General features: G+C 63.6%; 21 protein-coding genes and 1 pseudogene. 3 read left to right on the top strand and 19 right to left on the bottom strand.

Features of this window, described 5'->3' with window-relative positions; genetic code table 11:
* Positions 1-555 carry a hypothetical protein gene (locus tag AC07OK_RS17200; protein ID WP_494691446.1) on the top strand — a complete coding sequence of 185 codons (555 nt, stop codon included), beginning with the start codon at positions 1-3 and terminating at the stop codon, positions 553-555.
* Here the strand turns inward: AC07OK_RS17200 and AC07OK_RS17205 are convergent.
* The 4 genes from AC07OK_RS17205 to AC07OK_RS17220 form a co-directional block, all read right to left on the bottom strand.
* The gene (locus tag AC07OK_RS17205) at positions 493-1,098 is read right to left on the bottom strand and encodes a hypothetical protein (protein WP_494691447.1); all 606 of its coding nucleotides are present in this window, start codon (positions 1,096-1,098) and stop codon (positions 493-495) included. The two genes, AC07OK_RS17200 and AC07OK_RS17205, sit on opposite strands and share 63 nt — an antisense overlap.
* A gap of 15 nt (positions 1,099-1,113) precedes the next feature.
* A complete protein-coding gene (locus AC07OK_RS17210) occupies positions 1,114-3,807 on the bottom strand; it encodes a hypothetical protein (protein WP_494691448.1) in 2,694 nt (897 codons plus the stop codon).
* Positions 3,808-3,968: 161 nt separating this feature from the next.
* Complete coding sequence (locus AC07OK_RS17215) at positions 3,969-5,495, bottom strand: dienelactone hydrolase family protein (protein ID WP_494691449.1); 1,527 nt, start codon at positions 5,493-5,495, stop codon at positions 3,969-3,971.
* Positions 5,496-5,587: 92 nt separating this feature from the next.
* On the bottom strand, positions 5,588-6,433 hold the full coding sequence (locus AC07OK_RS17220) for a PhzF family phenazine biosynthesis protein (protein ID WP_494691450.1): 846 nt from the start codon (positions 6,431-6,433) through the stop codon (positions 5,588-5,590).
* Between the two features lie 124 nt (positions 6,434-6,557).
* On the opposite strand from AC07OK_RS17220, the gene AC07OK_RS17225 reads away from it, so the two are divergent.
* Positions 6,558-8,636, top strand: a complete 2,079-nt coding sequence (locus AC07OK_RS17225) for a prolyl oligopeptidase family serine peptidase (RefSeq protein ID WP_494691451.1) — start codon at positions 6,558-6,560, stop codon at positions 8,634-8,636.
* A gap of 87 nt (positions 8,637-8,723) precedes the next feature.
* Here AC07OK_RS17225 and AC07OK_RS17230 read toward each other — a convergent pair whose 3' ends face one another.
* The 13 genes and pseudogenes from AC07OK_RS17230 to AC07OK_RS17290 form a co-directional block, all read right to left on the bottom strand.
* Positions 8,724-9,854 carry a trypsin-like serine protease gene (locus tag AC07OK_RS17230; RefSeq protein WP_494691452.1) on the bottom strand — a complete coding sequence of 377 codons (1,131 nt, stop codon included), beginning with the start codon at positions 9,852-9,854 and terminating at the stop codon, positions 8,724-8,726.
* Positions 9,855-10,359: 505 nt separating this feature from the next.
* On the bottom strand, positions 10,360-10,869 hold the full coding sequence (locus tag AC07OK_RS17235) for a PilN domain-containing protein (RefSeq protein ID WP_494691453.1): 510 nt from the start codon (positions 10,867-10,869) through the stop codon (positions 10,360-10,362).
* Between the two features lie 3 nt (positions 10,870-10,872).
* Positions 10,873-11,637 (bottom strand): hypothetical protein, encoded by a 765-nt coding sequence (locus tag AC07OK_RS17240; protein WP_494691454.1) that lies wholly within the window; start codon positions 11,635-11,637, stop codon positions 10,873-10,875.
* The gene (locus tag AC07OK_RS17245; protein ID WP_494691455.1) at positions 11,618-13,264 is read right to left on the bottom strand and encodes a GspE/PulE family protein; all 1,647 of its coding nucleotides are present in this window, start codon (positions 13,262-13,264) and stop codon (positions 11,618-11,620) included. Before AC07OK_RS17245 ends, AC07OK_RS17240 begins: the two co-directional genes overlap by 20 nt.
* Before the next feature lie 22 nt (positions 13,265-13,286).
* Complete coding sequence (locus tag AC07OK_RS17250; protein ID WP_494691456.1) at positions 13,287-14,471, bottom strand: type II secretion system F family protein; 1,185 nt, start codon at positions 14,469-14,471, stop codon at positions 13,287-13,289.
* Positions 14,472-14,483: 12 nt separating this feature from the next.
* On the bottom strand, positions 14,484-14,903 hold the full coding sequence (gene gspG, locus AC07OK_RS17255) for a type II secretion system major pseudopilin GspG (RefSeq protein WP_494691457.1): 420 nt from the start codon (positions 14,901-14,903) through the stop codon (positions 14,484-14,486).
* Positions 14,890-15,342 (bottom strand): type II secretion system protein, encoded by a 453-nt coding sequence (locus AC07OK_RS17260; protein ID WP_494691458.1) that lies wholly within the window; start codon positions 15,340-15,342, stop codon positions 14,890-14,892. The genes gspG and AC07OK_RS17260 overlap by 14 nt, the downstream gene beginning before the upstream one ends.
* Before the next feature lie 3 nt (positions 15,343-15,345).
* Complete coding sequence (locus tag AC07OK_RS17265; RefSeq protein WP_494691459.1) at positions 15,346-15,720, bottom strand: type II secretion system protein; 375 nt, start codon at positions 15,718-15,720, stop codon at positions 15,346-15,348.
* Between the two features lie 2 nt (positions 15,721-15,722).
* Complete coding sequence (locus AC07OK_RS17270) at positions 15,723-16,217, bottom strand: type II secretion system protein (protein WP_494691460.1); 495 nt, start codon at positions 16,215-16,217, stop codon at positions 15,723-15,725.
* Positions 16,214-18,565 (bottom strand): secretin GspD/PilQ domain-containing protein, encoded by a 2,352-nt coding sequence (locus AC07OK_RS17275; protein ID WP_494691461.1) that lies wholly within the window; start codon positions 18,563-18,565, stop codon positions 16,214-16,216. The genes AC07OK_RS17270 and AC07OK_RS17275 overlap by 4 nt, the downstream gene beginning before the upstream one ends.
* A 3-nt stretch (positions 18,566-18,568) precedes the next feature.
* Entirely contained in the window at positions 18,569-19,087 is a 519-nt protein-coding gene (locus tag AC07OK_RS17280; RefSeq protein ID WP_494691462.1) for a hypothetical protein, read from the bottom strand.
* Positions 19,080-19,628, bottom strand: a complete 549-nt coding sequence (locus AC07OK_RS17285; protein ID WP_494691463.1) for a hypothetical protein — start codon at positions 19,626-19,628, stop codon at positions 19,080-19,082. Before AC07OK_RS17285 ends, AC07OK_RS17280 begins: the two co-directional genes overlap by 8 nt.
* A 244-nt stretch (positions 19,629-19,872) precedes the next feature.
* Positions 19,873-20,145 (bottom strand): annotated as a pseudogene (locus tag AC07OK_RS17290) (integrase core domain-containing protein); the annotation flags it as partial.
* A 29-nt stretch (positions 20,146-20,174) separates the two neighbouring features.
* On the opposite strand from AC07OK_RS17290, the gene AC07OK_RS17295 reads away from it, so the two are divergent.
* Positions 20,175-20,354, top strand: a complete 180-nt coding sequence (locus tag AC07OK_RS17295; RefSeq protein ID WP_494691464.1) for a hypothetical protein — start codon at positions 20,175-20,177, stop codon at positions 20,352-20,354.
* An 836-nt stretch (positions 20,355-21,190) separates the two neighbouring features.
* Here the strand turns inward: AC07OK_RS17295 and AC07OK_RS17300 are convergent.
* Positions 21,191-21,418, bottom strand: a complete 228-nt coding sequence (locus AC07OK_RS17300; RefSeq protein WP_494691465.1) for a hypothetical protein — start codon at positions 21,416-21,418, stop codon at positions 21,191-21,193.
* Positions 21,419-21,429: 11 nt separating this feature from the next.
* Positions 21,430-21,852 (bottom strand): tRNase toxin domain-containing protein, encoded by a 423-nt coding sequence (locus AC07OK_RS17305; protein ID WP_494691466.1) that lies wholly within the window; start codon positions 21,850-21,852, stop codon positions 21,430-21,432.
* Between the last annotated feature and the right edge of the window lies 1 nt (position 21,853).

The following is a 21,853-nucleotide window of genomic DNA, read 5'->3' on the forward strand; positions in this document are numbered from 1 at the left end:
TTGAAACGCAGCGTCCTGGCCATGCTGGCCTTGCTGCTGTCGACGGCGGCGCGCGCGCAGGACGGCGAGCTGACCGTGCGCATGGCGCCGCAGCAGGCGCAGCAAGCGATCCTGCAAGCCGTGCAGCGCCTGCCCGCCCAGCGCGAGGAACACCGGCGCTACCGCATGGCCCTGCCCTACGGCGCGCCGCTGTTCCCGCCCGACGCCGACCTGGCCTTGCCGCCCGCCAGTCCGGCGCTGACGGCGTGGCTGCAGCTGCCGGCCGAACAGCGCCGCCACGATGTGCTGATCACGCCCGATGTCGACTACTACTGGAACGCCGAGGGCCGCCAGTACGCCTGCCAGTTCATCGTGCACCTGCGGGCGGCGGGCGATGGCCAGTCGCAACTGGCCTTGCTGCAAGTGCGGCCCACCGTCTACGCCGGCAAGTCCTTCAAGCTGCTGGGCCGCACCGGTCCCGGCGCCTACCAGGATGTGCGGCCCGCCGCGCCGTCAGCCCAGAGCGCGGCCGAACTGCGCGCCTTCCTGGCGGCGGCGCTGGCTCAACCACAATAAGGGCAGGCCCAGCGCCAGCAAGCACAAGCTGCCCGGCAAGGGCACGGCCGTCCCCGCCAGCGTGACCGAGAGCGGCGCCAGCTGCGCGTCCGACGTTTGCAGGAAGACGCCGCCGGCCAGCGGATCGCCGTTCCACCATTCGCCGGACAGGCTGAAGCCGCCGCTATCGCTCATGCCCGGCAAGGCGAACGAGAAGATCTGCAAGCCGTACAAGCCGGTGTGGGCCAGCGCATCGAACGCCACGCTGGCGCTGGCGCCCGGCGCCAGCGTCGGGAAGTCGAAGTAGCTGGCGTCCGGTATGCCGATGCTGAACGAGGACGCATTGAGCTGGGTCGGCACGAACCAGTTCAGCGGGTCGGTGTTGACCAGCTGGTAGCCCCACCCCACCGTATCGCCGGGATGGCCGGTCAGCGCGCCGCCGGCCGGCAAGGTGGAGAAGGTGAACACCACAGGCGCCGCCTGCGCGGCGGGCGTCCACAACAAAGAGCACAACAGCATATTCCACAACAGCGCGGCCAGCGCGCACAGGTATCGGGGTTTCATAGCGGTTCCTCCGGTTTATTTCGGGATGACGGATTGGGCCTGCGAGTAGGCGTAGATCACGCCGCTCAAGTCGGTGACGCTGCCGTTTTCGATCACGCTGAAGCGCCGCACGGTGGCCGGCACGTTGAAGGTCAGGCGCACGGTGAAGAAGCTGCCGACGTCGACGTTCGGCGTCACCATCGGCAGCGCCGGCGACAAGGCGGTGTTGAGCGTGACGGCGCCGGTGCCGGCCAAGGTGCGCAGCGACAGCGAGGACAAGCTCATGTCGCGCGCGGTGCCGACGCCGATGTTGGTGAGCCGCACATCAACGCCGATGACGCCGGGCGCCACGGTTTCCTGGCCGACGATGGCGGCGGTGAAGTCGGGCCGTCCCGGCACCTGCACGGCGCCGGTGACGAACACCGTCAACGATGCGCTGTTGTGGACCGTGGCGACGCTGCTGCTCTGCGCCGAGACCGTGATGCTGTCGGAACTGCCGATGCGCGCGCCGGCCGGCGGCATCAGCGTGACGGCGACGCTGGCGCTCTCGCCGGTCGCCAGGGTCAGCATGGTGGGCGAGACCGAGGTGATGTAATGCTGGTCGTCGGTGGCGCTGACGCCGAAGGTGCCGGCCGGGCCGTCGTTACGCACCTGGTACATCAGCGTGGTGCTCACGCCGGGGCGCAGGTCTTGCCGCGACGGCGGCGTCACCGACACCGTCTGCGGCTGCACCATCACGCTGACCAGGCGCTGGTAGGGGAAGCCGGAACTGTCGCTGCCGGTGGCGTAGGCGACGAAGGCTTCGTTCGGGATGGTCAGCGCGCCGAAGAACTTGCCGCCGTCGGTCTGGTCCGGCTCCAGCGCCAGCGGCGACAGCAGCTCGAAGTTCTTGCGGCGCAGCTGGAATTGCGGCGCGCTGGCGATGCCGGTCAGCGAGGCCACCGCGTACAGCGCCTGCCCCGGCCCCGGTTCGCCGTCGATGGCCAGCAAGCCCTGGTGCGGCGGCTGCGCGCCGAAGCGGGTCAGCTTGAAGGAGTTGAAGGCCAGGTCGGCCACGCCGCTGACGTTGACATAGGTCTGGCTGGTCGAGCCGTTGATGGCCAGCGTCCAGGCGCCGCGCGGCGGGCTGTCGATCGAGATGATGACGCCGCTCGACAGGCTCAGGTATTTGGTGGCGTTGGCGGCGGTGATCACCACGCCGTCCGGCCGCGTCAGCGTCACCACCGGCTGCACGCCCTGCACGGTGCCGCTGACCGACACCGTCAGCCGGCTCATGCTGCTGTCGACCGGCACCGTGTAGCTCTTGGCGGCGGGATAGGTGTCGACCAGCGACAGCACTTGCACCACGTTGTTGCGCACCACCAGGTCGGCCAGCTGGGTGACGTTGGCGGCCTCGCCGCCGAACAGGAAGAACACCTGGCCGCCGGTCTCGGCCGCCGCTTGCAGGAAGCCCGGCGTCAGCGGCGAGCAGCTGCCGAACAGCACCGGATAGATCTTGATGTCCTTGCTCTTGGCCAGGCTGATGACGGCGCCGGCCAGGCTGGCGTCCTTGGCGGTGGCGTCGGTGTACATGAACAGGTCGCCGCCCGGATCGGCCAGCGACAGGCCGTTGTACATGCCGGTCATGGCCAGCTCGGGGCAGTCGCCGCCGCCCGAGGCGCCCAGGCCGCTGATGGCGCCCTTGAACAGGCCGGCGTCGTTGGTGGCGATGGTGGGGCCGGTGAACGGGTCGTTGAACGGCGCCAGCACGTATTGCAGCGGTTCCTCGTCGGTGCCCAGGCGGGCGTCGACGATGCTGATGGCCGAGGCGCGCACGCCGGCGATGATGCCGCCCATGCTGCCGGTGGTGTCGATGGCGAAGGCCAGCGTGGGGCCGGCGCCGAGCAGCGCCTTCAGCTGGGCCGGCGTGATCTCGGCCTTGAGGTCTTCGACGAACTGCTGGGTGCCGGCGATGGCGGCCGCGGCCGCCGTGTTGTGGAAGCCGCTGTGCGGCGAAATGTCGCAGTACAGCGTGTCCTTGTTGATGCCTTCGCGGAAGTAGCCGAGCGGGTCGCTCGATGGCGAGCTCTTGTCGAGCGGACCGCCGTGGCTGCATTTGAAGGCGCCCGGCTTGACCCGGTCCTCGCCGCCGTAGTAGCCGCTGGTGAGCAGGCTGCCGGTCAGGTTGGACGAATTGGCGCAGAACAGGCTGGTGTCGGTGAAGCCGGCGCAGGTCGGCGTGGCGGGGCCGGCGAAGGCCAGCGGGCCGGGACGGCCGACGCCGGGATGGGCGCCGCTGTTGCCCTGCTCGACCCAGTTGCTGTGCGAATAAAAGTCCTGGATGGTGTGCAGCGCGCTGCCGAGGTTGTCGCGCGCGCCGCTGGCGTTGATCGGATCGCTGCGCAGCGCGTCCAGCACGTTCTGCTTGAGCGTGGCCAGCCGCAGCTGGGCGCCGGCCGCGTTCTCGCCGTCGAAGTGCTTGGCCGAGCTGGTCTGGTCTTCATCGACCTTGGCGTCGGCCTCGATGATCTGGTCCAGCGCCTTTTGCATCGACGCCGTCAGCTTGGGCACGGCGAAGTAGCGCTTGTCGAGCGCTTCGATGCCGCGTTGGGTGATGTCCTGGTGGGTCAGGCTGCCGGCCGACTTGGACGTGATGAAACAAACAAAGCCATTCTTGGGACAGAAGGCGTTGCCGGGGAGGCTGATTGCCAGCAGTAACGAGGCCAGCAACAGTGAGGGAGCAAAGCGCATACGATATCCTTTCCCATGCGTGGAAACACCAGTCCGCGCCAGGCGGACACGCGGCGGTCCGACGCAACTATCGTGCCGTGCTCTGCTTCTCCTTTGTAATCAAACGATTGGCGCGCGCCGGGCGGGCGGCGCGCATTTCACTGTCAAGTTCGCCGACAGGATCACAACGGTGCGCCCAGCAATTTCAGGTGCTGGACGGCATTGCCGTTTTTCGGATCCAGCTGCAGCGAGCGCTGGTAGTGCTGGATCGCCAACGGCTTGTCCTTGGCGCTCTCGTAGGCTTCGGCCAGGCTGTCGTGGGCATTGCCGCTGTCCGGATGCAACGCCGTCACCAGCTTGAGCACGGCGATGGCGCCCTGCTGGTCGCCTGCGCGCAGCAACTGGTAGCCCCAGTAGTTGAGGGCATACTCGCTCACCTCGAATTTCGGATCCAGCTTGCGCATGCCGTCGTACACTTTCTGCACATCGGAAAAGCCGCTGGCGGCCGCTTCGTGGGCCAGCATTTCCAGCGTCGGCGGCGGGCCTTCCGCCATATGCGCCGACACCGTCAGCAGATGGTTCGGCACGCCGTTCTGGGCGGGCGGCTTGCCCAGGAAGGCCTTGGCGCCGGCCTGTTCTTTGAGATAGGCGTCCAGGAATTGCAGCGTATAGCGCGCCATCCAGCCGTGGGCCTGGCTCACTTCCGCCGGCGTGTAGTCGTTATAGGCATCGTCGCCGACGAAGCGCAGCGCCTCCGAGGCGAAGGCGAAGTGCTCCATCGCCGGCAACGTCACGGTGTACAGGTCGGAATACTTGAGGTCGTTGAGGGAGCTGGCGTTGGGCTTGGCGCGCTTGGCCAGATCCTCCAGCGAGCGCGGACGCGCGGCCAGGAACAGCATCGGCACGGCCACGCGCGCCGGCTGCACATACTTCGCTTCCTGGACGCGCTCCGGCCAGTAGCGCACCGAGCCATCCAGATTGACCAGCGCCTTGACGCGGCTGTCGCGCGCGGCGACGAACACATTCGAAATGCCGCCCCAGCTGTAGCCGGCGACGGCGATGCGGCCGGTGTCCGCCTGCGGCAGCGTGTGGGCGTAGCCGATCAGGAAGGCGATGTCGCCGGCCTGCGCCTCGATGCCTTCGAGGTCGTCGGTCATCACGCGCGCACGGGCGCCCACGCTGGGACTGGCGATGACGATGTAGCCGTGGCTGGCCAGGTATTCGCACAGGTCGGCGTTTTCGAAGGTCTGGGCGCCGAAGCTGGGCGCATAGATCACCACCGGGAATTTGCCGGCGGCCGGCTTGGCGTCGCGCAGCGCCCACATGCGGCGCTTCATTTCCTCGTGCGCCTGCGCGGCGCCGACCGGTGCGCCGTTCAGCCGGCCTTCGACATTGGCCGCGATGGCCGCGTCCGTTTGATCGAAGCGCTCCTCGCTGGCGGCCAGGCGGAAGTAGTCGGCGTACACCACCGGCTTGCCGGATTTTTGCGCCGGATACCAGATCACCGTTTGCACCGGCCGCGCGCTTTCGCCGCTGACCGGCTTGCCGGTGACGACATCGTATTTGCCGAGATAGCCGCGCGCGTAGTCGTACTGCCCGACCACCCGCAGGCCGACGCTGTGCGGCCCCGGCGCGACGTCGAAGCTGAAGTTGGACGCCTGCCCCAGGCCGGCGGCAAAGCACATCATCATGGTGAGCAAGATACGCACTGGAATACTTTCTTAAAATAAAAGTAAGTATATAACAACATTTCACCGCCGGGCAGATCTGTCGCCGAGGCGCGCCGGCTGAAGAAATGGGACTAGCCGCCCAGCATGCGGGCGTTGCCGGAGACGCGGATCGAACTGCCGGCCTGCTTGGAAATCTCCACCCGCAGATGGCAGGGCGCGCCCATGTCCTCGCCCTGGACGATGTCGATGGCGCCGCCGTGCGGCCAGTCGAGGTCGCGCAGATAGCCGCCCAGCGCGGCCGCCGCGGCGCCGGTGGCCGGGTCCTCGTACACGCCGCCGGAGGCGAACGGATTGCGCGCGTGGAAGCGCTGCAAGGTTTCCGCATGCACCAGCGAGATCGTCGCCAGGCCGTGCTCGCGCATCAGGCTGCGGCCGTCGGCCAGCTGGTAGCGCATCGCCCGCAGCTGTTCACGGCTGGCCAGCGCCAGCACCAGGTGGTTGGCGCCGCCGTTGGCGATGGCCGGCGGGATGCGATCGTCCAGGTCGGCCAGGCGGTAGCCGAACAGCGCCAGCGCGGCCGTCACCAAGGCGGCCGGGGCCGGCGCGCTGGCGGTGGCCGGCGATTGCAGCGCGGCGCTGCCCTGCCCGCCCTTGCTCTGGGCTTCGACGGTGACGCGGGCGTGGTTGGTGGTCAACGGGAAGATGCCGTCGCCGTTCTGCTGCGCCAGCACCGCGCCCAGCGCGATGGTGGCGTGGCCGCAGAACGGCACCTCGCCATCCGGCGAGAAATAGCGCACCCGCCAGCCGTCGCCGGTGGGCGCGGCAAACACGGTTTCCGAGTAGCCCATCTCGGCGGCGATGCGCTGCATGGCAGCCTCTTCCGGCAGCGCCGAGCGGATCATGACGCCGGCCGGATTACCGCCCAGCTCGCCTGCGGTGAAGGCGGCGACTTTGTGGATCTTGGTGATGGTCTGCATAGATGGCTACTCCACAGGTTGGATGGATAATTGACAGCAATGGGAGATTTGGTCACTATCGTCGCTTCACCGACATTACAGCGACCTCGTCATGACTATACCGCGACTTTCCATTTTTGCCATATTGATTTCAGCCAGCCTGGCCGGCGGCGCGCTCGCCGCCGACACCGCCGCCGCCAGGCACGCCATCACCCACGAAGACGTGTGGCTGATGAAGCGGGTCGGCGCGCCGCTGCCCAGCCCGGACGGCAAATGGGCCGTGTTCTCCGTCACCGATCCGGCCTACGACAGCAAGGAGCAATGGTCGGACCTGTGGATCAAGTCGCTGACCGACGACACCCCGGCGCGCCGCCTGACCTTCAGCAAGGGCGGCGAGAGCGGCGCGGTCTGGTCGCCGGACGGCAAGCAGCTGGTGTTCGTGGCCAAGCGCGACGGCGACGACGCCGCCCAGCTGTACCGCATCGACGTGGCGGCCGGCGGCGAGGCGCAGCGCCTGACCACGCTGACCCTGGGCGCGCGCCAGCCGAAGTACAGCCCGGACGGCAAGCAGCTGCTGTTCGTCAGCGACATCTACCCCGGCAACACCAGCGAGGCCGACGTCAAGCAAAGCGCCAAGGAACGCAAGGAGCGCAAGTACACGGCGCGCGCCTACGAAACCTTCCCGCCGCGCTTCTTCGACAAATGGCTCGACGATAAAAAAGTGCGCCTGTTCGTGATGGACGCCGAAGTGGGCGCCACGCCGCGCGACCTGCTGGCCGGCAGCAAGCTGGCGGCGTTGCCGGGCTTCGGCGGCGGCCAGGGCGACGAAGGCCAGTCGCTGGACGCGATCTGGTCGCAGGACGGCAAGGCGGTGGTGTTCTCGGCCTCGACCAACCGCGACGAAGCGGCGCGCGCTGCCGGCTATACGCAGATCTTCAGCGTGGCGGCGGCCGGCGGCGAACCGCAGCAGCTGACCCAGGACAAGCACAGCTACCACGGCCTGAAATTCAGCGCCGACGGCAAGACGCTGTTCACGCTGACCGAGGCCGAGGAAGAAGGCAAGGTCTACGACGTGAGCCGCCTGGCCAGCTTCGCCTGGCCGCTGAGCAATCCAACGCCGAAAGTATTGACGGCCACGCTGGACCGCTCGATCTCGCGCTTCGTGCTGCCGGCCGGCGGCAACCGCATCGTGTTCAGCTACGAGCACGCGGGCCTGGAGCAGCTGCATTCGATCAACTACACGGGCGGCGACCTGCGCGACGAGGCATCGCTGCCGACTGGCAGCATCGGTGCGCTGGCGGCCGGCGGCAAGGCCGTGGTGGGCGTGTGGGAATCGTCGATCAACCCGCCCGAGGTGTACGCCTTCGGCAACGGCGCGCCCAAGCGCCTGACCGCGTTCAACACCGAGCGCGCGGCCGGCATCGACTGGCAGGCGCCCGAGCATTTCTGGTTCAAGGCCAAGGACGGCCGCATGATCCACAACATGATCGTCAAGCCGGCCAATTTCGATCCGGCCAAGAAGTATCCGCTGTTCGCGGTGATCCACGGCGGCGCCGCCAATATGTGGCGCGACCAGTTCGTGATCCGCTGGAACTACCACCTGCTGGCGCAGCCCGGCTATGTGGTGCTGCTGACCGACTACAAGGGTTCGACCGGCTACGGCGAGGAATTCGCGCGCGCCATCCAGGGCGATCCGCTCAAGGGTCCGGGCGACGAGCTCAACGAGGCGGTCGACGAGGCGGTCAGGAAATACGGCTATGTCGACGGCAGCCGTCTGGCGGCCGGCGGCGCCAGCTACGGCGGCCACCTGGCCAACTGGCTGCAGGCGACCACCACGCGCTACAAGGCCTTCGTCTCGCACGCGGGCGAGATGGACCTGGTGATGCAGTGGGGCAGCAGCGACAGCATCCACGGCCGCGAAGTCAACAGCGGCGGCCCGGTATGGGGCGACAAGGCGGTATGGCGCGAGCAGAGCCCGGTGATGCAGGCGGGGAATCATGACCAGGGCACGGGCTTCACCACGCCCATCCTGATTTCGGTCGGCGAGCTGGACTATCGAGTGCCGGCCAACAACGCGCTGATGAACTATGCGACCCAGCATCGCCTGAACGTGCCGGCCAAGCTGCTGGTGTTCCCGGACGAGAACCACTGGATCTTGAAAGGCGAAAACAGCCGCTACTTCTACAGCGAGGTGCACGGCTGGCTGGCCAAATACCTGAAGTAACACCGCGGCCCATGGAAAAAGCCCCGCCTGCCTGAACGCGCTGTTGAGCGCGCCCAGTGCAGACGGGGCTTTTTTACGCCTGAAAGATCAGGCCTGCTTGCGGCGGCGGGCCACGCCGACCAGCGCCAGGCCGGCCAGCATCATCGCGTAGGTTTCCGGTTCAGGTACGGCGGTTACCGAGTTGATCCAGGCGACATGCGAATACGTCGCGGTGGAACCGGACAGGTCGCCGTAGCTGGAACCGTTCAGCTCAGCGACATCGCAGCCTGCCAGGCCGACGACGCCGCACGCGCTTTTGCCCTGCCAGCCCCACGAATGCACGCCAGACAGCAGCCATTCCGTACCGTTCCAGACGAAGTCGCCGCCGCCGGAATCGCCACCGGCGATCAATGCTTCATTCGCGCCACGTCCGGTACCGCTGCTCCAATGCTTGCCGGTGATGTCGGCAATACGGCCCAGCGTGTTTTGATCGGCGCTGCCGTTGTCAAAATCGCTCATGTAAGTGGTGCCCGGTGCGTAGAAAGCGGGGTCGTAGCCCCAGTTTGGGACCGTGTTGCCAACCGCTTCGTTGAAGGTCTTGCTGTCGACGTCGAAGGTGTTGTAGCCGTAGTGGCCATAATTGCCATCATTCCAGTTGGTCGGGCTATTCGTGGTGGCCTTCTGGGTAGTGCCGTAACCGGCCATCAGATAATCCTTGCCGACGTCGTTGGTCGTGCTCAGGTGATAGCCTTTGATGCCGGTGACGGCGGTGTCCAGCTTCAGGATGGCCATGTCGGAACCGGCATCGAGCGAAGCCTCCTCGCCGTGCCAGGCCTTGTTCACATAGGCGTTGCCGACCGAGACGTTGCGGGTCACGGCTGCTTTGCCGTTATAGAAACCAAAATCTACCTTCATCGACGAGAAGTCGTCGGCACAGTGCGCTGCGGTCAACACATACTGCCCGCCCGCCAACAACGAACCGGAACAGGCGTAGGTCCCCTTGTTAGGCCCCTTGGTGGTTTGAAAAGTCAACATGGCGACGCCATCCAATGCGCCTGCGACGCCGTTGAAGCTTTGGCCCGGTGCAAAGCGCCAGTTGCTCAAATCCGAGGTGTTGCCGGTCATCGGCACCAGCTTGGCCAGGTCGGCGGTCAGGCCGGAGGAAGCATGAGCAGCGCTCGCGGCCAACAGGGCTGCGGCCACGGCGGCCAGTTTGAATTGTTTGGTGTGGAACATCATAAAAAACTATCCTTACTATTTTGGTTTCTTGTGGAAAGCTTTATAGCCCTGAAATATCAACCGCCAGTCGTCATCACCGAAGTGCATCCCAGACGACTATGGTCTGAAAAGCAATATAACATTGTTCTTTTATGAAGCAATATTGTTGTATGAATATTTATTTTTACACCACTTTATTGATATTTGTTACGATTTGTGACAGATATTGCAGAGCTTGTCTGAATTTAGTTAAAACTTAAGCCACTGTTGTTGGCGTTGCTCAACGTTTTTCCTTGCAGATAGATAGCGATGTGGTGTCCAAGCCGTGTGGCATGTCTTTTCACCAATTAAAAGGAGTGAGGGATGACAATTGCAAACTGGTGTGTATTGGCGGCCTGCCTGCATGCCGACCGCGACGGTCGGGCTGGCGAAGATTGCTTCGGCCAAGCAATCGTCCGGCGGCAGACGCTACCGCTGTCTTTTCGCCAACGACAGAAAGGGCCGCGCGAATTCGCGCCTACCCGGCCTATTTCACGCCGGCCTTGATCTCGAATACGATGGTCTGCAAGCGGTCGCGCCGGCGGACCTTTTGGTGGGTCAGATGCACATGCCTGAGCACCGGCTGTTCCGCCAGCGCATCGATGAACGCCACCAACGCGGCCTGGTGTTTGGCTTCTCCGCGCAGCATCACCCGGCGGTTGCCCTTGTCGGGTTGGAATTCGAGCAGTTCGATATCCGCGCTACTGGCCTTCTCCAGGGCGCCGAACAATGGCGCCCACGCAAAATCGCGCTCGGATTTCAGCGTCGCCCACTGTTTCTGTGCTTCGTTTTCCGCCTTGGTCGGCACCACCACCGGCGGACGGACTTGAGCCGTTCGCAGCACGGCGGTACGGGACAAAATCACTGCCCTCGCCTCATGTTCATGCAGCGCAGCCAGCATCAGCCAAACGCCTGCGCACGCCGTTAGCGCCGCCGCGACCAGCACTGGGGCCACCATGCGCGGGCGCGGCTTCAAATATCGGGACATCAATTCCATCGTTTAACTCCACACATCGGCAAGCAGCGGCGTCAGCCGGGCATCAGGCAAACAGGCACGCACCCAGTCGGCCGGCGGCTCCGGAGCAACGGCGGGCCAGTATTGAACGGCATCCACAGCACCGTGGCCCGCGCTCACCCGCTTCAGCAAGCGCAGCCCGGCGGCATGGACGTCGTCCATCAACGGCTGCACGTCGCGCGCTATCAAACGACCGCCATCGTGGATCAAGGCCGTCAAGCGGGATGCCTCCTCCAGCAAGACCACGCTGCATCCGGTAGTCCGGGTTGCCGGCTGCCGCCAGTAGGCAGCGGCCGACACCGGCAGTACCGTCGCCAGACGCAGGCCAGCGTCTTCGCACACGGCCTGCAATTTCCCCATCAAGGGACGGGGCAAGGCATACGCTATCCCCGCCGCGCGAAAACGGCGGAAACTGACCTGCATCACCCAACTGTCGTCCATCTGGCAGCCGGCGCGCTCGAAACAAGCTTGACCATACGCGAGCAGTTCCGCCTCGCCGGCCAGCGTCTCCTGCCATGGCAACACGGCGATGGCCGCCAGGCTATCCGACACCAGCACATGCAGCCGAGTCTTGCCGACGCGCGGCTTGGGCAGCTGCGCCAACAAGGTGGCAAGTGCCGCCAGCAACGCGCCGGGGTCGGACACGCCGTCCGACCCCGGCGCGACGATGGGAGCTCCACGCCCACGCTTCATCCAGCAGCCACCGGGAAATAATCCCACTTTTATCGTTTCAGGCAACAAACGTGACACGATTCACCTCCTGCAAAGTCGTATGGCCGGCACGCACCAGGTCCAGCGCCACATCGCGCAGAAAGCGCGTGCCCTCCTTCCGGGCCTGTTCCTTCAAGGCGCGGATAGAGGCGCGCGCGATAATCATTTCTCGTATTTCGTCCGTCAGGCGCAACACCTCGGCCACCGCCCGCCGTCCCTTGTAACCGGTATTGCGGCACTGCGCGCAGCCCTTGCCAGCATGGAAGCGATAGGTTTCCGGGTCGTTGATGCCGGACTCGCTCAGCAATTCGGGGCTGACCTCGGTCGGCGCGTTGCAATGCGGGCAGTTTTGCCGCAGCAGCCGCTGCGCCACCACTCCGGTCAGCGAGGACACAAAATTGTACGGATCCACCCCCATGTGCATGAAGCGCCCGATCACGTCGAAGGTATTGTTGGCGTGCACCGAGGTGAACACCATGTGGCCCGTCAGAGCCGATTGAACCGCGATCTGCGCGGTCTCCGCGTCGCGGATTTCTCCCACCAGGATTTTGTCCGGATCATGGCGCAGGATGGAGCGCAGGCCGACCGCGAAGGTCAAGCCCTTCTTCTCGTTCACGGGAATCTGTAACACGCCAGGCAGCTGATATTCCACCGGGTCTTCAATGGTGATGAACTTGTCTTCGCCGTGGTTGATCTCGGTCAGCGCCGCATACAGCGTGGTAGTCTTGCCGCTGCCGGTGGGACCGGTCACCAGCATCATCCCGTAAGGTTCGGCGGCCAGGCGGCGCAACAAATGGATGGTCTGGCTATCGAAGCCGAGCGAGTCCAGCGTCAATCGCTGCACGCTGTCGGTCAGCGCCTTCTTGTCGAGTACGCGCAGCACAGCATCCTCGCCGTGAATGCTGGGCATGATGGAGACCCGGATATCGATATCGCGTCCTTTAGCGGACACCCTGAACCTGCCATCCTGCGGAATGCGCTTCTCACCGATATCCAGCTCCGCCAGCACTTTGATGCGGGCAATCGCCTGCTCGGCCAGCGCCGGATTGTTGACCGAGGCGATCTTGTTCAGCACGCCATCGATGCGGAACTTGATCACCAACCCCTGGGGCAAGCACTCCATATGGATGTCGCTGGCCTCGAAACGCAAGGCGTCGAACACCGTCGAATTGATCAGGCGCACGGCGGGACTGGCTTCGCCCTGTATCGAAGTCAGCGTCAGGTCGGCACTGTCGTCGCGCGCCAGCTCGCTGACGCTCTCCACGCCCACGGCATCGGCCACGGCGCTGAACATTCCTTCATGCGACTCCAGCTTGGCGTGGATCGCCACCGCGTCGCCGAGATAGATTTCCCGCAGCGGAAACTGCGCAAGCCAGCCGCCGACATCGGCATCCAGTGGCATGCCCAGTATCGCGACCAGCCGGCCCTGCTCGTCGCTGCCGACCAGCAGGTGGCGTGCCACCATGTCGCCATAGCTGGCTTGTTCAAACGCCGGCGTCAACATCCGTATCGCCGCAGCGCCCAACATTGGACTTGCCAGCAGGTCGGCGACAGCGGCCAGCGCTACCTCGCGTGGCAACGCCAGTCGTTCGGACAAATTGGTCAACCAGGAAACGGAGGGCATCGCCGTGCGCGTGATATCGCCAAGCAGGGTTAAAGTGAGCATAGGTAAAGGCTAAAAAATAAAATCAAACGATATTGGCCAGGTCAAAGATCGGGCTGTACAACATCAACACGATGGCGCCCACCACGGCGCCGATAGCCAGCATCAGTATTGGCTCGATCAGACGGCCGGCGGTATCGATCCAGATCGCAGTTTCCTCGTCGTAGAAGTCGGCGATGCGCTCCATCATCTCGTCCAGATTGCCGGACGACTCGCCCGCCAGCAACAGCCGCTGCGCCACCTCGGTGCTGAGGTTATACTCGCTCATCACCTTGGACATGGCCTGCCCTTGGCTCACCGCCAGCACCGCCGCAGTCAAATCGGCGTGCATGGTGACCGGCATCGAAGCCTGCGTCATCCGCATGGCCGACAACACGCTGACGCCGCTGCGCAGCAGCATCCCCAGCGTGCGGTACAGGCGCGCCAGTTGCAGCACCAGCACCCGCTCGCCTAGCCACGGCAAGGCCAGCAATTTACGATAAGCCAAGGCGCGTAAGGCCGGATGCAGCACCACCGCCAGCACGGCGGCGGCGGCGACGATCACGCCCGACCAGGCCAGCACCGTATTGTTGCGCACGAAGCCACCCCATAGCTGCACAAAACCCGCCTCGCCATGCCGGCTAGGACCGGCGTCGTCATAAACGGCGCTAAATCGCGGCAGCACATACAACAGCAAGAAACTGATCACCAGGAAGCCGACACTCAGCAGGATGGCTGGGTAAGTCGCCGCCGCCGCGATCTTGCCGCGTATGTCGTCGACCTGGCGCTGGTACAGCATGAAGCGGCGGATCGCCGCCCGCACGGTGCCAGTGGTCTCGCTGGCGCGCACCATGGCGATATACAGCGGTGAAAACACCGACGGTAGCATCGCCATCGCGTCCGACAACTGGTTGCCCTGTTTGAGCCCTTGCAGCAGGGTGTCGTAGATCGCCCGGTGGCGGCCGCGCCGGTCGTTCTGGCCCAGCACCTCGATCGCTTCCACCACCGTCTGGCCGGCGTCCAGCAGCGAATGCAGCTGCTGGTTGAACACGCTCAAATTGAATTTCTTGGGCCGCGATGACCGCTTCAGCCCGGCGCGCACGGGCCGCAGGTCCAACACCCTGGCCCCCGACGACGCCACAAAACAGCGCGCCTCCGCCTCGCTGGAAGCGTCCACCTCAATGTGATCGACCACCATCTGCTGGTTCAATACTTTGGCGCGAAACTGCATGCTCATCCTTGTCTATTGCCAGTTGGTGATATCGGCCGCGTTACCCTCGCCACCGGGCACACCGTCGCTACCGTAGGAGATCACCTCGAAGTCGCGATCATTGCTGCCGGGCAGCTTGTACACATAGGCCCGGCCCCAGCCATCCTGCGGCAAGGCGTTTTTCAGATACGGGCCGCGCCACAGGGCCTCGTTGGGCGGCGGCGCAAACAGGGCCACCAGCCCCAGCTCCTGCGCCGGATAGTGGCCGGTATCGATGCGGTACTGGATCAGCCCCTTGTCCATGGCGTCGATCTGGGCGCGGGTGATCTGGGCCTTGGAGCGCTCCAGTTGGGCAAAATACTGGGGGCCCACGAACGCAGCCAGTAGGCCGATGATCACAATCACCACCAGTAGTTCCAGCAGCGTAAAACCGGCGCCCTTACCGCGGAACATAGACGAACTTCCAATCCTGGTAGCTGGCCGCATTCTTGAAGCTGGCCTGCTGGGCGGGAAACTGGTCGCGCTTGAGCGGTTTCAAGGTCGACAGCGAATACACGCCGATCAGGTCGTCGCCGCTGCGGACATAGCCCCATGCCTTGGAGCCGGTGATCGGATCGCGGTACAACTTGCGCAGCGGCCGGACGATGCTGTTGGCACGCTCGTCCAACAACAAGTCGTCCGGCTTTTGGGGAAAGCGCTTCTGCGTCCCCTGCGAGCCGTTGTAGTAGGCGGCGATGGCGTCCGCGTAGGTCTGGCCGACCATCAGCAACTGGGCTTCCTTGTCGCGGCGCTCGGTGGTCAGCGTGTTCTCCAGCGCCCGCACCGACACAATGGACAGCACGGCGACCAGGAACATCACCACCACGTAGCTAAATCCTTGTTGTCGCTGCATGCTTCACCAGCCCTTCACCGGCGTGCCATCGCGCCCGATATCCGTGGCGTTGCTCCTCACATCAGCAACACCGCCCAGGGAGGCGTCGGTCGGCGGAACAGGGAACCAACTGTGCGCGCTTTGTGTATAGGGATCGATCGGCAGGCTACGCAGATATTTTTCCGTCACCAGATCGTCCAGCTTGGCCGGATAGACATTGTGGTCGCTATAGAAATGGTCGATCGCGCTACGCATGATGTACAGATCCTCGCGCAACACATCCTCCCTGGCCCGGTCGATATTACCGAAGTAGCGCGGCGCGGCCAGCGACACCAGCATGCCGATGATCGCCAGCGTCACCAACAATTCGATCATAGTGAACCCTTTGCTTGCGCGCATGGTCACCACTCCCGGTACGGCACGCCGTTCAAGCCGGTTCCGCCCGATGTCGAATAGACGTCGAACACATCCTTGCCCTTGGCCGGGTTCTTGTCCGACGACGCAAAACTGCGCAGCCCCCAGGTATCGACTGCCGCAGTCGATACATCCGCGCTGAAAGGATCGCGCGGGATGCGCCGCAAAAAATACAGCGGCTTGCCGCCATTCTTCGCGTTGGCAGCGCCAGCCACCAAGTCGGTCAGCGTGGCCGGGTAGCCGCTGGCATCCACGTCGGCCAGTTTGATGCTTCCATCAACCACCGCTTTTTTGTAGGCGTCGATACCCTGACGGATATCGCGCAGCGCGATCCGCAATGCCTGTTCCTTTTGGCGCTTGATGGAGGTCTCGACAAACGGCACGGCAACCGTTGCCAACAGACCCAGGATCGCAGACGCAGCCAACAACTCGATCAGGCTGAAGCCGAACATCCCCCTTGCGCCGCGCAAGATTCTCGTCATCGGGTCACCTGCAAGGGATGGGCCAACGGCAGGCCGGGCCGGCCGACCGCCCGCTCACCGCCGATCGGCGTCATGGCGATGACGGCAACGCCATTGCCGTTGCCGGGCGCGCGCGCTTTCACCATCACCGTCAGCACCCGGCCAGCGCCCTTGGCGCCGGAGCCGTTGGCGACGCCCGCGCCGATCGACACGCGTCCACTGGCCGCATCGATCGCCTTGCTGAAGGTGCTGGCGCCCCCCTTGACGAAATAGTCGCCCTCGTCCACCGCCAGTATCTCCAGCTCCGCTGGATCGAACGCCAGTTGCAGCGACGTCGCGCGCAGCAGTTCATGACTGTCCATGTTCAACGTCAACGTCACGGTCTCGCCGACACGGGCGCCGGCCGGTCCTGCCCAGGTCAACGTAGGCGCGTTCGCCGATCCCGGCGCCGACATCACCGGTGCACCAGCAACGTTGGCAGATCCGGCAGCCGGCGCCGCATTGCGTGGAGCGCCGGCTGCGGACGCCTGATCGGCTGCGGGATCGAAACTGCGCAACTGCAAAGGCCGATTGCGCAGGCTGGCCTCCGTGCCGGACCAGAACGATTCGGCGGCGGCGCTCTTGCGCTGGATGTTGCGTATCAGGTGAGGCGTAATCGACAGTACGATCTCGGTCTTTTGCCGGTTGTCGTTCTGGCTGCCGAACAGTCGGCCCAGCACGGGCAAGTCACCCAGCAACGGGATGCGGTTGGCCGACGAGCGGTCCTCGTCGTTGATCAGGCCGGCCAGTATCTGGGTTTCGCCATCCTTCAGGCGCAGCGCGGTGTTCACGTTGCGTGTGCCGATCTGGTAGGCTTGCGAGCCGTTATTGGTCTTGATCGACGACACCAGCGAGCTCACCTCCAGCGACAGCTTCAGGCCGATCTCATCGCGCAAATGAATGTCCGGCTCGACCTCAAGTTTCAGGCCCACGTCCAGATATTGAATGTTCTCGGTCACGAAAGTACCGCTGCTGGTGGTAGTCACCACCGGCACCTTGTCGCCGATCAGGATCTTGGCCTTTTCGCGGTCGCGCACGCGGATGCGCGGGTTGGCCAGCAGATTGGCATCGCCATCGGTCTTCTGCACACTGACGGTCGCGCTCGGCGGCGTAATGCCGAGTACCGAGGAGTTGAGCGATTTCAGGTCGCTCAACTTCATCGACGACGTGCCGACCGTCCCGGAGCCGTTGCTGCCAGTACCGGTTGAACCGGTGCCGGTCGTCGTGACCGCCAGCGGCGTCACCGTGAACTGGTTGGTCCACTGGATGCCCAGGTTCAGCAGGCGGGAGCGATTAATCTCCAGCACCTCGACATCCAGCATCACCTCGGGCTCTTCCAGGTCCTGTAGCGCAATCAGCTTCTCGGCCAACGCGATCGACTCAGGACTCTCGCGCAACACCAGCAAATTGTATTTATCGTCGACGTAGATATCCTTCAGCTTCAGCACGGTCTTGAGCATGTTGGCCGCCTGCTTGGCTTCCACATTGGACAGGTAGAAAGCCTTCACCATCAAGTCCTGGTATTCGCGTGTCTTGGCCGGTGTGTTCGGGTAGATCAGCACGCTGCTGGCGTTGAGTATCTTCTTGTCCAGCTGGGCCGTCGACAGGATGACGTCGATCGCATCATCCAGCTTGGTCTGCTTCAGGAACACCGTGGTGCGCAGGTCGCTCTTGACATCCCGGTCGAAGATAAAATTGATGCCGGTCGTGCGCGACAGCGCGTCAAACACCATCTTGATGCTGGCGTCACGGAATTCCAGATTGATCGGCTTTTTGTAGCTGCCGCCCAGGGTCGGCGTCACCAGCATCTCTTGTGCCTCCAGCGCTTCGATATCGCGGCGCACCGCTTTCGCCTCCGGCTGGCCCGGCACATTCTTTAACGCACGTGCCACCAACTCGGACGCTGTCGCCACATCGCCCTGTTTGAAGGCGGCGCGCGCCTGCGCCGCATCGTCCGCCGCCCGCGCGCCGCTGGCAAGCGCTTCTATTCCCGCCAATGCCCGCGCGTTGTCCCGGTCGAATTGCAAGATCGCGCGATAGGACTGCTCGGCCTCGGCGACCTTCCCTTCGGCCGCCGAAGCCGCAGCGCCTGCCAACAGCTTGCCAGTCGCGTTTTCCCTGGCACGCAACCAGTCATTGCGGTACTCCACATCCTTGGGTTTCAATTCAGCGGCCTGCACCAGTTCCGCGACCGCCTTCGGATAGTTATGCGCCTCCATGGCCGCCATGCCGTCGCGGTGATGACGCTCGGCGGCGCAGCCGGCCAGAAAAGCCGTACAGATCAGGCTTACCGCCAGTCGGAAAGGGAAACGCTGGAAGAATCGGGTCATGGATTAGTTGTCGCGTGCGGGAAAAACCAGCGCCTGCTTGGCGCCGGTGGGAAGATATTCAAATTCAATTTGCTTCGGATTGATCGCCACCACCTTGTACTGTGTGTCGAGCACCTCGCCGGTGCGGGCGACAAAGGCCTGGTCACCGCGCGCCAGATACACCACCTGCTCCACGTTGTCATTCATGCTGCCGACAAAACGGAACGGTAATTCGGGCGGTCCGGGCGGCGTCAGGTCCACTGCCGCCACAATCAGCGGAGCCGGTGGCGGTGGTGGCGCCGGTGGCGGGGGCGCCTGCCAGCCGCGCGGGGCGAAGGGATCCACGTCACCGGCCTCTTCGGTATCGGCGATGGCCGCATCGTCCACCACGCTCACCAGCGCGGTCGGGGCAGCAGGCTGACGCTGTGCGGCGGCGGACACCTCGGTGACCGCGCCATCCGCAGCGGGATAGAATACCGCCGCGAACGTAGCCGCCAACACAGTCAGCAAGATCGCCCAACGGATGCGGGCCGCCTTATCCATGCGCTTCCGCCCTGAAATAAGCCGAGAACGCCAGCTCGCACGTTAGTGGCGCAACCACGATATCGGCGCGGGTGCAGCTGATGCTGTCCAGATCCACGTGCGTCATGGTCGACGTCACATTGCCGACGAACTGGCGGATCGCCGGATAGCTGGCGGCCACCGTTATCGTGACCCGGTAACGCAGATAGGGGCGGTTTGCCCCTTCCTCCAGCATGTAGCCGATTTCATCCAGCGGCAGCTTGCTCTCTTCCGCCACACGGTTGAATTGGGCGACCAGGTCCGAGCTCTGGAACCATGGCAACGTCGGTGCCGCCGGCTGATTGCCGGCCGTCGGTTCGACCACGACGGGCCGGGACGCGACGCGACGCAGTTCATCCAACTGGCCGTTGGCCAACTTCGTCGCCTGGACTTCTTGAGCCAGCAGTGCCAGAGAGGCGATCAACAGCAACAGCGACGCCACGCAGCCCGCAACGATAAGAGGATGAGCCCGGAACAGGCGGAGCGCATGAAAGCGACAAAAAGGAAAGAGCGCCGAAATCATGAAGGTTTGCTTAGGAAGCCACTAGGTGTTGGTGATAGCACAGCGGCTGCGGGAGGGCGACGACTGCCACCCAATTTACGACTAGCGGGGGCAACTGCCATTCCAAGGCGGAATGTTGACTGGCAATCAAATTATCAATTAACTAAAATTATGCCGTGGAAAGTGTGCAAAGTCCACAAATTTTCTTTTTTGGCAATCAAACCGTTGCAACTTCGGTAATTGTCAACAAAGATGTCGCGTAAAGTTATGCGACTTGCTTTGGTATTTCCGGCTGATCCCGTTCAGGATTTAGCCAGACTTCATCCTTCAGATTCCAGTTTCTTGTAGCGCCGGACCATCGCTCCGGTCGGCGTTGTTTCGCGGCCTCGTAGACCTGCTCGCGGCGTCGTGGAATCTCTGGTGCCTGGCCATGATGGCGCTGTGCAGGTGTCACGAATTTCAAGCCGCTATGCTTGTGCTGGTGGTTGTACCACTGCACAAACCGTCGCGTCCATTTGCGTGCGTCCTCGACGCTATCGAATGGCTTGCCTGGCCAAGCCCCCGTGCGTGAGTTTGGATATGCTGGTGTTCGACGAGACCGAGCGCGGGCCGTCCGACGACCTGGCCTTGCAGTTCGAGGCCGTGAGCATGATGCCGGACGAAGGACACCGCATCATCAAGGCCCTGCTCGACGGCATGATCATGAAGTACCAGACCCGCAAGATGGTCAGCAACTTGAGTAGTTGACCGGGCTGACCTTCTTAGCCGCTAAAGAGAACGCCGCACCCATCACCCACGCCATCGGCAGCGGGTTGGGGACGGCTCTTTTATTAATAATATAAACGATATAAACAATATTTCCATGATTGCCGCATCGCCGGCGGCGCCGGTTCGGTCAAGGCCGCGTAGCATAGCGACTCGGGGTTGGGGTTGCGTTCGACCTGACTAACGGCGAAGGTGTAGCAGGGGTTTCGCGTTGCGCAGCAATGCGCCTGCGGAACGACATGCGCGACAGCGCATGGCTCTACGGCGGCAAGCGAAGGCGCGGGCGCCGCAGCGCGCCGTGTGCACCTGACTGGCTTGTGCTTTCCCCCTGGCTGACGGCAGCGCGCGACCGTAAGCGCCGACGGCGCGCACGCCGTAACGCTGACCGCTTGCTGCGCCCGCAAGGCGCACATGATGGCCTGGCAGACGCGCAGGGGCGCAAGACATAACGCCTCGTTCCGCGAACCCGCAGGGCGCGCAGCGGTCGCCCTACCAAGTGGAGCACAGCGCAACGACTGGGACGACTTTGTGGAATGACGCGTTATGTGAACATCGGCGCGCAGCGCCGATTTCCCCCGCAGCGGCTGTGCCTTTGCTGTAGTTGGCCTGACTGCCGGCGCAGCGCGGCGGCAAGCGCCACAAGGCGCGCGCCCTGTAGCCCGCGAACGAACCAAACGTGGCCCTTGCTATCCGCGCGCGGCTGGCGGGATCGCGCAGCGACTGATTGGGTCGCTCCAACCAACTACGGCCGAGTCCGCGTCCGAATGCCGGAACCGAACCCGTCGCGCGCGTCGCGCGTCGAGTTAATTCTTGCTGAATTACCGATCACTCTCTGCGAGAACTTTACCTTGGTCAAGTAGACTCAAAAGCACCTCCAATTCCATCACCTTGCCACCAATACTCGGGTTGAAAGCAACTTCAAAAATCCCTTCATCCGTGAATCCGACATCCAGTAACTGAACCTCACCCTTCAGCAACTCAAAGAGGGCGTGCTCGCGATTGATGTCCGTAGTTTTCCGCCATCGATAAATTTCAGAGTTCGCCATACTTGTAGTCCTTATGGATTAATGAAACCGATAAAGCTGCCGTCAGATGCCCAACGAGCGCCAAAACCACCTGGAGTCTGAATCTGAGTTACAGTTCCATACCGACCAAGTGTCGGGGTCGTCGTCACTCCATCTCGCATGATTTCTTTTAATGCAGTATGCGCTGCATCATTTATAGCGCCATCTGTTCGCAAAGTCTGCCGCAGCGTCTCTTTCGTTTCCCCAATCAGTTCAGGATGCTTGGTCAACGCCCGCCCTGCGTTGGACAGTTCGGAATTCTTGAACAGGTTAACTGCAGCCTTGTATAGTGGGTTTTGCCAGCCCAACCCCTTGGCGGTAATAGAACCAATCGTCCCAGGCCCAAAGCAAATTTGTCCACCACCAAAACATCCAGTAGTAGCAAACGACCGATTTTCCCGATCCAGATCCCTCATC

Source organism: Duganella sp. GW821-FHT07G03, from assembly GCF_059418605.1.